The sequence below is a fragment of the Cryobacterium sp. TMB1-7 genome, from assembly GCF_004402435.1.
GTDB lineage: Bacteria > Actinomycetota > Actinomycetes > Actinomycetales > Microbacteriaceae > Cryobacterium > Cryobacterium zongtaii.
Map to the genome: position 1 here is coordinate 228,774 of NZ_SOFZ01000029.1, position 13,893 is coordinate 242,666.

The window sequence follows — 13,893 nt, forward strand, 5'->3', positions numbered from 1 at the left end:
TCGGCGTGCCTCGCACCAGCCCCACGGAAAAAACTCTAGTCTGCAGACGTGCCCGATTCAGAGGATCAGCCCCAGCGCCCTGCGCAGTTTGCCGCGGCGCTCGAAGCTATCCGTTCTTCCAGCCCGCGCCCGGAGCTGGTGGTCACCGAGATTTCGGCCCCCGGAAACCTCGCTCCGTATGCCGTGGCACTGTCTGCGGATGTCACGCCGGTGCGACACGGCAGCGACTCCGACTTCGGTACCGGACGCTTCATTCTGCTCTACGACCCCGACGAACCCGAAAGTTGGGGCGGACCCTTCCGCGTCGTCTGCTTCGCGCAGGCACCCCTCGAGAACGACATCGGAGTCGATCCGTTCCTCGCCGAGGTCGCCTGGGCCTGGTTGGTGGATGCCCTGGACACCCGAGGTGCGAACTACACCGCCGCCTCCGGCACCGCCACCAAGATTCTCTCCTCGGGCTTCGGTGAGCTCGCCGCTCAGGGCGATGGCGCCCAGATCGAGCTGCGGGCGTCATGGAGTCCGTTGGACAACGACCTCGCCGCACACGTCGAAGGCTGGGGTGAGCTGCTGTGCATGCTCGCAGGCCTCCCGCCCGCCAGCGAGCTGCCCGCCCCGCCCCGCCACGGCCACCCTTCTTCCTCCCGTTCCTCGTCCTCTTCGTCCTCCTCCGCTCGGCATGGGCGTCCCTCCAGCGCTGAGGTACCCCGTTCCTCTGAACCGGGTGCAGACCATGGCGTGTCAGGACCGGGCTCGACGGGATCGGGCTCGACAGAACAGGGCTCGAAAGAACAGGGCAGCTCAGGAATCACGCTGGGCCCGGTGGACCAGATCGGGCCGTCAGCCTCGTCTGTTCTGCGAACAGGCCCGGGATTGCATACGCTGGGAGTGGCCGCCGGCGGCCGCGAGTCTGCCGGCAGGGAAACGGCCGGTGGTGATTTGGCCGGCCTCGATGCGCCGGGCGCTGAAGGCGCCGGCAGGGAGACCTCGGGAATGAACGTCATGGCAGGAAATGCAGTCGGAACCGAAACCAGCCCGGGGATGAACCCCGGGGCGCTGAGCAACACGGCGTTAGGCATGGGCAACACGCCTCTGACCAGCACGTCGCCGAATCTCACCAGCGTCGCGTATCTCTCGGCACATCGTGCATCCCGTGGTTGACCGACCCGTGGTCACCCACCAGGTCATCGACTCCCGCGCAGCCTATCTGGCGGCACTCGACGTGCTCGCCCAGGGAACCGGGCCGATCGGCATCGATGCGGAACGGGCATCGGGTTTCACCTACTCCCAGCGTGCTTACCTGATCCAGATCTTCCGCCGGGATGCGGGCACCTTCCTGTTCGATCCACCGGCTATCGGCGACTTCAGCGAACTCAACGACGCCCTCGCCGACGAGGAATGGATCCTGCACGCAGCAAGTCAAGATCTCGCCTGCCTCCGCGAGGTCGGCCTCGACCCCACCCGCATCTTCGACACCGAGCTCGCCGCACGCCTGCTCGGCCTGCCCCGCGTGGGACTCGGCACCGTGGTCGAAGAACTCCTCGGCATTCACCTAGCCAAAGAACACTCCGCCGCCAACTGGTCAACCCGGCCGTTGCCCGAAAGCTGGCTGGTCTACGCAGCCCTGGACGTGGAGCTACTCCCGGACCTCCGTGACAGCATGGTCGACCTGCTCGTGGAATCCGGCAAGACCGAGATCGCCGACCAGGAGTTCGCCGCGGTACTCGCCAAGGAAGCGAAGCCGGCCCGCGCGGAGCCCTGGCGCCGCCTGTCCGGCCTGCACGCCGTGCGTGGCCAGCGCAACCTGGCCGTGGCCCGCGAGCTGTGGGTCGCCAGGGACACCCTCGCCCAGGAGCTCGACGTCTCCCCCGGCCGTTTGGTTCCCGACGCGTCGCTCGTGGCCGCAGCACGTCTGCTGCCCGCGAACCGGAACGTTCTCGCCGAGCTTCGCGAGTTCAACGGTCGCGCCAGCCGAACCGAGCTCGACAGGTGGTGGCAGGCCATCCTGCGTGGCCTCGCCAGCGTTGACCTGCCCTCGGTGAAGGCGAACGGCGACGCACTGCCGCCGCCCCGCGCCTGGGCTGACCGCAATCCCGACGCCGACCTGCGGTACAAGGCCGCGAGGGCCGCCCTGACGGCGGCCTCGGAGGAGCGCGCGGTGCCGTTGGAGAACCTCCTCACTCCCGACCACCTGCGTCGCGTGGCTTGGCAGCCGCCGGAGCCTGCCGGTGCCGATGCCGTGGGCGAGGCCCTCGCCGGTCTCGGTGCGAGAACCTGGCAGATTGAGGCCACTGCACAACTAATCGCTGATGCCTTTGTGGAAGTCCACCAAAGCGCGTCCGTTGCCGCCGACGCTGAGTCGTAGGAACAGTCAAAGGATTCACACCGGTTATTCCGTCACCCTAGGATCGTGCGATACCTGTTTTGAGTGATGGAGGCAAAGTGGCCGAGAGAACTGAAGTCGTCTTCGTGGACGGAGTTCGCACCCCGTTCGGTCGTGCCGGCGAGAAGGGTATGTATTGGAATACCCGCGCCGACGACCTGGTCGTCAAGGCGATCACCGGACTGATGGAACGCAACCCGAACGTGCCGGGCGAACGCATCGACGATGTCGCCATCGCGGCGACCACCCAGGCCGGTGACCAGGGGCTGACTCTCGGTCGCACCGCGGCCCTGCTGGCGGGCCTGCCCGTCTCGGTGCCGGGCTTCGCCATCGACCGCATGTGCGCCGGGGCGATGACCTCGGTCACCACCATGGGCGCCGCGATCGGTTTCGGCGCATACGACCTCGCCATCGCCGGCGGAGTCGAACACATGGGTCGCCACCCGATGGGCGCCGGGGTCGACCCGAACCCCCGGTTCCTCAGCGAACGCCTGGTCAGTGAGGACGCCCTCAACATGGGCGCGACCGCCGAGCGCATCCACGACCGGTTCCCCGAGTACACCAAGGACCGTTCCGACCGGTATGCCCTGCGCAGCCAGCAGAAGGTCGCGGCCGCGTACGAAGCGGGCAAGATTCAGCCGGACCTGGTGTCCGTGGCAACCCGCAGCGCCGCGGGCTGGGGCCTCGCCACCCGCGACGAGGCGCCGCGCCCCGAGACCACCCTCGAGGGCCTCGCCGGCCTGAAGACGCCGTTCCGGCCGCACGGCCGCATCACCGCCGGCAACGCGTCCGGCCTGAACGACGGTGCCACCGCCTGCCTTCTGGCCAGCGGTGCCACAGCTAAAGAGCTCGGGCTCAGCGTGAAGATGAAGCTCGTGAGCTTCGCCTTCGCCGGTGTCGAGCCTGAGGTGATGGGGCTGGGCCCCGTGCCCTCCACGGAGAAGGTGCTGCGCAAGGCCGGTCTGTCGATCACCGACATCGGCCTGTTCGAACTCAACGAGGCGTTCGCGGTGCAGGTGATCTCCTTCCTGGACCACTTCGGCATCGACGACGACGATCCCCGCGTCAACGAGTACGGCGGCGCCATCGCCATCGGGCATCCGCTCGCATCATCGGGCGTGCGCCTGATGAACCAGCTCGCCAGCCAGTTCGCCGAACACCCCGAGGTGCGTTACGGCCTCACGGCCATGTGCATAGGCCTCGGCCAGGGTGGCACTGTGATCTGGGAAAACCCGCACTTCAACAAGAAGGCAGCCAAGCGATGACCGACAAGACCAGCACCCCCATCGACTACGCCACCGTGGACTTCTCCCCGCTCATCGTGGTGTCTGGTGACGAAGTCGTCACCCACTCGCTCGTCCGGGACGTCCCGCTTTCCGGCGGCCGCACCCTCGCCCTCGTGACGCTGGACAACGGGCGGGACCACACCAGGCCCAACACGCTCGGCCCGGTCACCCTCCTGGAATTCAGCGCCGTCATGGACGAGCTCACCGCCCGCGCCGGACGCGGTGAGATCCACGGCGTGGCCGTAACGGGCAAGCCGTTCATCCTCGCCGCTGGAGCCGATCTCAGTAAAGTCAGCGAGATCCCGTCCCGCGAGGTGGGCAAGCTGCTCGCTCAGCTCGGTCACTTCGCCCTGGGCAAGCTGAGCACCTTGGGGGTGCCGTCGTTCGTGTTCATCAACGGTCTCGCCCTCGGCGGCGGCCTCGAGGTGGCCTTGAACGCCGACTACCGCACCGTCGACGCGAGCGTCCCGGCCATAGCGCTGCCCGAGGTCTTCCTCGGCCTGATCCCCGGCTGGGGCGGCTCCTACCTGCTGCCCAACCTGATCGGCATCGAGAATGCCCTCAAGGTCATCGTTGAGAACCCGCTGAAGAACAACCGCACCTTGACCGGCGCGGACGCACTCAAGCTGGGCATCGCCGACCGAATGTTCGGGTCGGTGTCCTTCCTGGAGGACTCCATCCGGTGGGCAGACGGTGTCATCGCCGGCAGCGTTTCGGTGAGCCGGCCCAACGCGCCCGGCAAGATCGAGCGCATGGTCAAGTGGGATGCGGCCGTCGGTATCGCCCGCAAGATGCTCGAGTCCCGCATCGGCACCGTCGCGGCATCGCCGTACGCGGCACTGGACTTGATCAAGGCGGCCCGCACCGGCACCAAGGCCGAGGCCTTCGCCCGGGAGGACGAAGCCCTCGCCGACCTCATCTCCGGCGATCAGCTGCCCGCGAGCATCTACTCATTCAATCTGGTGCAGAAGCGCGCCAAGCGCCCGGCCGGCGCCCCGGACAAGACCCTGGCACGCCCCATCGGCAAAGTCGGTGTCATCGGCGCAGGCCTGATGGCCAGCCAGTTCGCCCTCCTGTTCGTGCGCCGGCTGAAGGTACCCGTCGTGATCACCGACCTCGACCAGGCCAGGGTCGACAAGGGAGTGGCTTACATCCACGGTGAGATCCAGACCCTGCAGGACAAGGGCCGGATCAGCTCCGACGAGGCGAACCGGCTGCGCGCCCTGGTGACAGGCACCACCGACAAGGCCGACTTCGCCGACGCCGATTGGGTCATCGAAGCGGTCTTCGAGGAGCTCGGGGTGAAACAGGACGTTTTCGCCGAAATCGAAAAGCACATCTCCCCCACCGCGGTGCTGGCCACCAACACGTCATCGCTGTCGGTGGAGCAGATCGGCGCGAAGCTGGCCCACCCCGAACGGCTGGTCGGTTTCCACTTCTTCAATCCAGTCGCCGTGATGCCGCTCATCGAGGTCGTGAACACCCCCGCGACCGATGACGCCACCCTCTCAACCGCGATGGTGATCGCCGCCAAGCTGCGGAAGAACGCCGTCATCACCCGCGACACCCCGGGCTTCGTGGTGAACCGGGTGCTGGCCAAGCTGCTCGGCGAGGCCATGCACGCCGTCGACACCGGCACACCGTTCGCGGTCGTCAACGGCGCCCTGGCGTCGTTCGGCCTGCCGATGACCCCGTTCGAGCTGCTCGAGCTGGTCGGCCTCAAGGTCGGCGCGCACGTGTTGGACACCCACCACGCCGCATTCCCCGACCGGTTCTTCGAGAGCACCAACCTGCACCGTCTGGCCGAGCACGGCAAGATCCTCGAGCGCAACTCCAGCGGCAAGGTCACCGGCTTCGACAAGGGTGCGGTGAAGATCGTCGCAGGCGGCACGACGCCCATCACGGCGGAGCAGATCCTGCGCCGGGTGGAGGACGGCCTCGCTGACGAGATCAAGCGGATGCTCGATGACGATGTGGTGCACGCGCCGGAGGACATCGACCTGTGCATGCTCCTCGGCGCCGGCTGGCCCTTCCAGATGGGCGGGATCACTCCGTACCTCGACAGGGTCGGCGCCAGCGAGCGGGTCTTCGGCGGCACGTTCCACACCCCGATGGTGCGCGGCGTCGGCTCCGCGGCAACGGCGAGCAGCACTCCCGTGCTGAGCTAGCCGCTCAGGGCACAACAACTGTCGCCCGTGCGGACAATTGTGGCCGGTGCGCCGGCCACAATTGTCCGTTTCGGGAACAGATGCGGGCTACCGGTTCAGCGGGCTCATGTCGGCGTAACGGTCTCCGACCGGGGCGTCGATCGCGGACAGGGTTGCGAGCTGGGCAGCGCTGAGCACAAGCGCATCCGCCGCGACGTTCTCCTCGAGCCGGTCCACCCTCTTGGTACCGGGGATCGGGGCGATGTCGGTGCCCTGGGCGAGCAGCCAGGCCAGGGCCACCTGGGCCGGCGTCGCATCGAGTTCCGTCGCGACAGCGTCGACCTGCTCCACGATGCGGATGTTGGCGGCGAGGTTGGCGCCGGCGAACCGGGGATTACTGCGCCGGAAGTCACCCTCGTCGAGCTGGTCGAGTGTACGGATGGCGCCGGTCAGGAAGCCCCGACCGAGCGGCGAGTACGGCACAAAACCGATCCCGAGCTCGCGCACCAGGGGCAGCAGTTCCGTCTCGGGCTCGCGGCTCCACAGCGAGTACTCGGTCTGCAGCGCCGTGACCGGGTGAACGGCGTGGGCCCGCCTGATGGTGTCCGGCGCCGCCTCCGACAGGCCGTAGTGACCGATCAGGCCGGCGCTGATGAGCTCGGCCAGGGCACCGACGGTGTCCTCGATGGGCACGCCCGGATCCATCCGGTGCTGGTAGTAGAGATCGATGTGATCGGTACCGAGGCGGGCCAGTGACCCTTCGACGGACAAGCGAACGTTCTCCGGACTGCCGTCCAGTCCCCTGGAGCCATCGGTGCGGTGGTGGATGGTACCGAACTTAGTGGCGATGACCACGTCGTCGCGGCGCCCGGTCAGCGCCCGGCCGAGGAGTTCCTCGTTGAGGTACGGGCCGTAGATTTCGGCGGTGTCGAACAGGGTGACACCGAGGTCGATGGCTCTGCGGATGGTGCGGATCGACTCGGCATCGTCGGTGCCGGCGCCGGAGTAGAACGCTGACATTCCCATGCAGCCCAGGCCGAGACGGCCGACCTCGAGTGGAGTGCTGGTACCCAGGGTGATGTGTTTCATGCTGTGGTCCTTTCGGCGTAGAGGGAGATCTTGTGATCGATGGCGGCGAGGCTCGCCTGCATCTCGGCGAGCTGTGCCACGACGGCGATCCGGTGGCGTTGCAGCAGCTCGAGGCGCTCCGGCGTGGTGTCCTCGCCGCGCCGGGCGAGGTCGGCGTACTCCTTGACCTGCGCGATCGGCAGGGCGGTGCTGCGTAGCCGGGTCAGGAAGATGATCCAGGTCACGTCCCGCGCCGAGTATGCCCGGTGGGTGGAGGCAGCCCGATGGATGGGTGCGAGCATCAGGCCCGCTCGCTCGTAGTACCGCAGCGTATGGGCGCTCAGCCCGGTGCGCTCGGCGACCTCGGAGATCGAAAGCTGTTCGTCGGGTGGGGTCATGCTGCAACCCTAAAACCTCGAGCGCACTCTAAGTCAAGCGGTGTCCTGATCCGGCCATAGCCATCCGCCAAAGCGGTCGCGTGGTCGCCTCAACGTTGTGGAGGTGACCACAGGGCCGCTTTCGCGGAACATACCGACGGGCGGCGGGTGAGGCGGTCAGTCGCGGGGGGCGCGCTGCAGGGGGACGGTGCCGGTTTCGGGGCGGTCGGCGTCGGCCGGCAGGGGGCGGGCGTGCGGCAGCTTGCTGCCGAGGACCATCGCGACGACGTCCCTGGCGATGTGCTGCGGCGTGAGGCCGACCCGCTCGAGGATCTCGGCGCGGGTGCCGTGGTCCAGGAACTCGTCAGGCAGACCCAGCTCGGTGACGGCGGTGTCGACGCCGGCCTCGCGCAGGTCCTGACGGATGCGGGTGCCGATGCCGCCCACCCGGATACCGTCCTCGATGCTCACCACGATGCGGTGCTGGGCGGCGAGTTCGATGATGCTCTGGGGCACCGGGACCACCCAGCGCGGATCGACGACAGTCGCACCGATGCCCTGGGCGGCGAGCCGCTCGGCGACCTCGAGGCCCATTCCGGCCATCGGACCGACGGTGACGATCAGCACGTCCTGCTGGCTGCTGCGGAGGAGTACGTCGACGCCGTCGGACAGACGCTCGAGGGCGTCGAACTCGACGCCGGTGCTGCCCTTGGGGAACCGCAGCACCGTGGGCGCGTCGTCCACGAGGACCGCCTCGGCGAGCTCTTCCCGCAGTCGGGTGGAGTCGCGCGGTGCGGCGAGTCGGATGTGCGGGATGACCTGCAGGATTGCGAGGTCCCACATGCCGTGGTGGCTCGGACCGTCCGGCCCGGTGACCCCGGCCCGGTCGAGCACGAAGGTGACGCCGGCCCTGTGCAGGGCGACATCCATCAAAACCTGGTCGAAGGCACGGTTGATGAAGGTGGCGTAGAGGGCGACCACGGGGTGCAGGCCACCGAACGCGAGCCCGGCGGCGCTCGTCACCGCGTGCTGCTCGGCGATGCCGACGTCGTGCACCCGCTCGGGGTACCGCTCGGCCATCTTGTGCAGACCGGTGGGGCGCAGCATGGCCGCGGTGATCGCCACCAGCTTCGGATTGTCGGTGGCCAGGCTCAGCAGCTCATCGGCGAAGACCGAGGTCCATGACGGTGCTCCCGCGGATTCGGTGGGCTCACCGGTCTCAGGGTCGATGACGCCGACGGCGTGGAACTGGTCGGCGACGTCCTGCACGGCGGGGTCGTAACCTTTGCCCTTCTGGGTGATGGTGTGCACGATCACGGGAGCGCCGTAGTCCTTGGCCTGGCGCAGCGCCTCGAGCATGGCCTCCATGTCGTGGCCGTCCACCGGCCCGATGTACTTGATGTCGAGGTTGGAATACAGCGCCTCGTTGTTGGAGAACCGGCTCAGGAAGCCGTGCAGACCGCCACGCACGCCGCGGAAGATGGCGCGAGCCGGCGCGCCCATGTGGTCGAAGGCCTCCCGGCTGGAGAGGTAGGCGGCCCGGTAGCTGCGGCGCAGGCGCACGGTGTTGAGGAACCTGGCCATGCCGCCGATGGTGGGCGCGTACGAGCGGCCGTTGTCGTTGATCACGATGATCAGGCGCCGGTTGTTGTCGTCGCTGATGTTGTTCAGCGCTTCCCAGGTCATACCGCCGGTGAGCGAGCCGTCGCCGACGACGGCTATGACGTGCCGGTCGCTCTGCCCGGTCATCTCGAAGGCGCGGGAGATCCCGTCGGCCCAGGACAACGAGCTCGACGCGTGGGAGCTCTCGACGATGTCGTGCACGGATTCGCTGCGCTGCGGGTAGCCGGCCAGACCATCGGACTGGCGCAACCGGCTGAAGTCCTGCCGTCCGGTGAGCATCTTGTGCACATAGGACTGGTGACCGGTGTCGAAGACGATGGCGTCACGCGGCGAATCGAAGATCCGGTGGATGGCGATGGTCATCTCGACCACGCCGAGGTTGGGGCCCAGATGCCCGCCCGTCTTCGAGATCTCCGCCACCAAGAAGGCGCGGACCTCCGCAGCCAGCTCTTCCAGCTGGTCCTTCGTGAGGCCGTCAAGGTCCCGGGGACCGTGGATCGTCTCCAGAAGGGTCATGGGCACTACCTTTCACGTTTGTTGCAACGAACGGCTCACGCCGACGCAGAACTGGCGCGCAGTTCGGATTCCCCGAGTCTACGCGCCAGTCTGCGGCGATTCTGCGAATTCCCGGTTAGACGACGAGCGAGCGCAGCACGTACTGCAGGATGCCACCGTTGCGGTAGTAGTCCGCTTCGCCGGGGGTGTCGATGCGCACGACGGCGTCGAACTCGACAACGGCCTTGCCCGGAGCGGAGTGCTCGGTCGGGGTGGCGACAACGTGCACCGTCTTGGGCGTGCGGCCCTCGTTGAGTTCCTCGATACCGGTGATCGAGACGCTCTCGGTACCGTCCAGGCCCAGGGTCACCCAGGACTCGCCGGCGGGGAACTGCAGCGGGACCACTCCCATTCCGATCAGGTTCGAGCGGTGGATGCGCTCGAAGCTCTCGGTGATGACGGCCTTGACGCCCAGCAGGCTCGTGCCCTTGGCCGCCCAGTCCCGAGACGAGCCGGAACCGTACTCCTTGCCGCCGAAAATCACCAGCGGGGTGCCGGCGGCCTGGTAGTTCTGGCTGGCGTCGTAGATGAAGGACTGCGGCGCATCCGGCTTGGTGAAGTCGCGGGTGTAACCGCCCTCGACGCCGTCAATCAGCTGGTTGCGCAGCCGGATGTTTGCGAAGGTGCCGCGGATCATGATCTCGTGGTTACCGCGGCGCGAGCCGTAGGAGTTGAAGTCGCTTCGGTCGACGCCGTGCTCCATCAGGTACGCACCGGCCGGGCTGTCGGCCTTGATGTTGCCTGCCGGGCTGATGTGGTCGGTGGTGACCGAGTCGCCGAGCTTGGCGAGCACCCTGGCGCCGACGATGTCGGCGACCGGGCTGGTCTCCAGCGTCATACCGTCGAAGTACGGGGGCTTCCGCACGTAGGTGGACTTGGGGTCCCACTCGAAGACCTCGCTGTCGGGCGTGGGCAGTGAACGCCAGCGCTCATCTCCCTCGAAGACCTCACCGTATTCCTTGGTGAACATGGCCGTGTCGATCGAGCTGTCGATGGTGGACTGCACCTCGGCGGAGTCCGGCCAGATGTCCTTGAGGAACACGTCGTTGCCTTCGGCGTCCTGGCCGAGGGCATCCGTGTCGAAGTCGAAGTTCATCGATCCGGCCAGGGCGTACGCGATGACCAACGGCGGGCTGGCCAGGTAGTTCATCTTGACGTCCGGGCTGATGCGGCCCTCGAAGTTACGGTTTCCGGAGAGCACCGCGGTGACAGCGAGGTCGTTGTCGTTGATCGCGGCGGAGACCTCGTTGATGAGGGGTCCGGTGTTGCCGATGCAGACCGTGCAGCCGTAGCCGACGGTGTAGAAGCCGAGGGCCTCGAGGTCGTCGGTGAGGCCGGCCTTGGCGTAGTAGTCCGTGACGACCTTGGAGCCCGGCGCCAGGGTGGTCTTGACCCAGGGCTTGGACTTCAGGCCCTTCTTCACGGCGTTCCGCGCCAGCAGGCCCGCGGCGAGCATGACCGACGGATTCGAGGTGTTGGTGCAGGAGGTGATGGCCGCAACGGCGACGGCTCCGTGGTCGAGCGTGTAGCTCGCCCCGTCGGCCGTGGTGATCGGAACCGGGCTCGACACCGAGACGGGAGCGTGGCTCACGTGCTGGTGCGAAACCTGGTGGGCGCTCTGCTCGTCCTCGGCGGTGAAACCGATCGGGTCAGAGGCGGGGAAGGATGCCTCGACGGCCGCGTCCACCATGGACAGGTCGTGCGTGGCGTAGTTCTGCAGGTCGATCTCGAACTGCGACTTCGCGTTGCTGAGTTCGACCCGGTCCTGCGGGCGCTTGGGTCCGGCGATCGACGGAACGACGGTGCCCAGGTCGAGTTCGAGGTACTCGCTGAAGACGGGCTCCTGTGCGGGGTCGTGCCACAGGCCCTGCAGCTTGGAGTACGCCTCGACGAGTGCGACCTGCTCTTCGCTGCGGCCGGTGAGACGCAGGTAGCCGAGGGTGACGCCGTCGATCGGGAACATGGCAGCGGTGGAGCCGAACTCCGGGCTCATGTTGCCGATGGTGGCGCGGTTGGCCAGCGGCACCTGGGCGACGCCCTCGCCGTAGAATTCGACGAACTTCCCCACAACGCCGTGGCGGCGCAGCATCTGGGTGATCGTGAGCACAACATCCGTCGCGGTGACGCCGGCGGGGATGGAGCCGTTGAGCTTGAAGCCGACGACCTTGGGGATCAGCATCGACACGGGCTGGCCGAGCATGGCCGCCTCGGCTTCGATGCCGCCGACGCCCCAGCCGAGCACGCCCAGGCCGTTGACCATCGTGGTGTGCGAGTCGGTGCCGACACAGGTGTCGGGGTAGGCGCGGAGGACGCCGCCTACTTCGCGCGTGAAGGTGACGCGGGCCAGGTACTCGATGTTGACCTGGTGCACGATGCCGGTTCCCGGCGGGACGACTTTGAAGTCGTCGAACGCGGTCTGGCCCCAGCGCAGGAACTGGTAACGCTCACCGTTGCGCTCGTATTCGATCTCGACGTTGCGCTCGAGGGCGTTCTCGCTGCCGAACAGGTCGGCGATGACCGAGTGGTCGATGACGAGCTCGGCAGGGGCGAGCGGGTTGATCTTGTTGGGGTCGCCGCCGAGGTCGGCGACGGCCTCGCGCATGGTGGCGAGGTCGACGATGCACGGCACGCCGGTGAAGTCCTGCATGATCACGCGAGCTGGCGTGAACTGGATTTCTGTGTCGGGATCGCTGGTGGGAACCCACGCGCCGAGTGCGCGGATGTGATCCGCGGTGATGTTGGCGCCGTCTTCGGTGCGGAGGAGGTTCTCCAGCAGCACCTTGAGGCTGAACGGCAGCTTCTCGTATCCCTTGACGGCGTCCAGGCGAAAGACTTCGTAGTCCGTCGCACCGACGCGCAGGGTGTCCCGAGCTCCAAAACTATTAACAGCAGACACGATGCCCTCTCCTTTGTGGAAACCGACGGGAACCCGTCCGCGATCCTCAATCCTGACCAACTGACGCCGAGTTCTGCCAGCAAGGGTAGCCTTACCGCAAACTATCTTGACGTCGAGATAACTATAGCACCGGCCGCTGTGCGGCGGTGGCCGCATACACGGAACGCACCATCAGCCAGGAGACCACAAGAAGCGGCGCATACAGCGGGATCCCCATGAGCAGTTTGGTCGCGCCCAACCACTCGACGTTGCCGGCGTAGTACAGGGGAAGCTGCACGGCCAGGCGCAGGATGAACAGTCCCGCCCACATGAAGGTGAGAATTGTCAGCACCCGTCGTTTGGACGGGTCGGCCCGCCAGGCGAGCTGCTCCCCCATCAGGAACCCGACGGCCACACCGATGAGCGGCCAGCCGATCAGTGCGGAGACGAGCAGGGCCGCTCCGTACACACCGTTGGTCCAGAAGCCCGGCAGGTAGAAGTCTTCGGCGCGGCCGGTGAACAGGGCGAGCACGGCGCTGAGGCCGATTCCGACGAGTCCACCGACGGCCTGGGTGACGGTCTGTTTACGGGCCAGCCGGAGCGCGAAGAAGATCACACCGATGATCACCGGAGCGATCAGGGACGGAATCAGCTCACGGGTGAGGGTATAGGTGACCAGGAAGACCAGGCCCGGCAGGACGGCCTCGACCAGGCCGCGGATGCCGCCCATGGCAGCCAGCAGCGCGTGGCCGCTGATGGGTTCCCCGTCTGCGGCCGGACTGAACCCGGCGCGGCGGGCCGCCGCGGCCATACTGTCGGCGAGGGCGCCGGCGATCTCTGCCGGGCTGCCGGCACTGCTGGCACCGGCACTGGCGGCACTGTCAGTGCCGTCGGTGCCGTCGGACGTCTTACGCGGTTCGGGTTCTGGCCCGGAGAGGGAATCCGTCATCAGGTGACTTTCGGTGAGTGCACCTGACGGATCAGGTGCCGGTGGGTTCGGGCTTACCGGCCGGGGTGGCCGGCATCCGCAGCGGGATGAGGTCGCGCGGCGGCATCGGGGCTGAACCGCGCACCACGACGATGCTGCGGAACAGGTCTTCGATCTGCGCTGCGGCTTCGGGGTTGATGGCGCCCTCGCCGGCGATGACGCCGCGGAGGAACCAGCGCGGTCCGTCCACGCCGATGAAACGGGCCAACCGGGTGGTGCCCGCGGGACCCTGGCCGGCTGCGACGGGGATCTCGGCGACGAGTTCGGGCCCGAACGGACCTTCGCGCGGAGTGGTCGAGCCACCCTGCTTGGCGATCTGGTCGGCGATCTGGGTGCGGATTTCCTGCCACAGGCCGCTGGAGCGCGGCGCCGCAAAGGGCTGCACCTGCAGGGTCGAACCGGCATAGTCCAGGCCGATGGCAACGACTCGCTTGGAGCCCTCTTCGATCTCGAGCCGGAGGTGCAGGCCCTCGCGCGGCAGGATCTTCACGCCACCGAGATCGACGTATGGGCGGACCGGGTTCGCCTCAGACTCGTCGAGGGGGCCGTCCACGTCACGGTCGACCGGAGCTGACTTGGCGTGCATGTCGGGGA

General features: G+C 67.4%; 9 protein-coding genes and 1 pseudogene. 4 read left to right on the plus strand and 6 right to left on the minus strand.

The features are described from left to right. Positions 1-48: 48 nt before the first annotated feature. From E3O60_RS14170 to E3O60_RS14185, 4 genes and pseudogenes are all read left to right on the plus strand, one after another. Positions 49-603, plus strand: a pseudogene (locus E3O60_RS14170) (DUF3000 domain-containing protein); the annotation flags it as partial. Between the two features lie 547 nt (positions 604-1,150). After that, positions 1,151-2,362: an HRDC domain-containing protein gene (locus E3O60_RS14175; protein WP_370028113.1), complete on the plus strand. Its 1,212-nt coding sequence runs from the start codon at positions 1,151-1,153 to the stop codon at positions 2,360-2,362. Positions 2,363-2,439: 77 nt separating this feature from the next. Beyond that, positions 2,440-3,645, plus strand: a complete 1,206-nt coding sequence (locus tag E3O60_RS14180; protein ID WP_134480080.1) for a thiolase family protein — start codon at positions 2,440-2,442, stop codon at positions 3,643-3,645. Further along, positions 3,642-5,834 (plus strand): 3-hydroxyacyl-CoA dehydrogenase NAD-binding domain-containing protein, encoded by a 2,193-nt coding sequence (locus tag E3O60_RS14185; protein ID WP_134480082.1) that lies wholly within the window; start codon positions 3,642-3,644, stop codon positions 5,832-5,834. The genes E3O60_RS14180 and E3O60_RS14185 overlap by 4 nt, the downstream gene beginning before the upstream one ends. Before the next feature lie 87 nt (positions 5,835-5,921). On the opposite strand, the gene E3O60_RS14190 is transcribed toward E3O60_RS14185, so the two are convergent. The 6 genes from E3O60_RS14190 to E3O60_RS14215 form a co-directional block, all read right to left on the minus strand. Continuing rightward, positions 5,922-6,902 carry an aldo/keto reductase gene (locus E3O60_RS14190; RefSeq protein ID WP_134480084.1) on the minus strand — a complete coding sequence of 327 codons (981 nt, stop codon included), beginning with the start codon at positions 6,900-6,902 and terminating at the stop codon, positions 5,922-5,924. Then, positions 6,899-7,279: a MerR family transcriptional regulator gene (locus E3O60_RS14195; RefSeq protein WP_134480085.1), complete on the minus strand. Its 381-nt coding sequence runs from the start codon at positions 7,277-7,279 to the stop codon at positions 6,899-6,901. The genes E3O60_RS14190 and E3O60_RS14195 overlap by 4 nt, the downstream gene beginning before the upstream one ends. Positions 7,280-7,435: 156 nt before the next feature. Next, positions 7,436-9,397 carry a 1-deoxy-D-xylulose-5-phosphate synthase gene (dxs, locus tag E3O60_RS14200; RefSeq protein WP_134480087.1) on the minus strand — a complete coding sequence of 654 codons (1,962 nt, stop codon included), beginning with the start codon at positions 9,395-9,397 and terminating at the stop codon, positions 7,436-7,438. 115 nt (positions 9,398-9,512) lie between these two features. After that, positions 9,513-12,332, minus strand: a complete 2,820-nt coding sequence (gene acnA, locus E3O60_RS14205) for an aconitate hydratase AcnA (protein ID WP_134498434.1) — start codon at positions 12,330-12,332, stop codon at positions 9,513-9,515. Positions 12,333-12,453: 121 nt separating this feature from the next. Further along, entirely contained in the window at positions 12,454-13,260 is an 807-nt protein-coding gene (locus E3O60_RS14210; protein WP_134498436.1) for a DUF3159 domain-containing protein, read from the minus strand. A gap of 31 nt (positions 13,261-13,291) precedes the next feature. Beyond that, entirely contained in the window at positions 13,292-13,885 is a 594-nt protein-coding gene (locus E3O60_RS14215) for a DUF3710 domain-containing protein (protein ID WP_134408765.1), read from the minus strand. Positions 13,886-13,893: the final 8 nt, after the last annotated feature.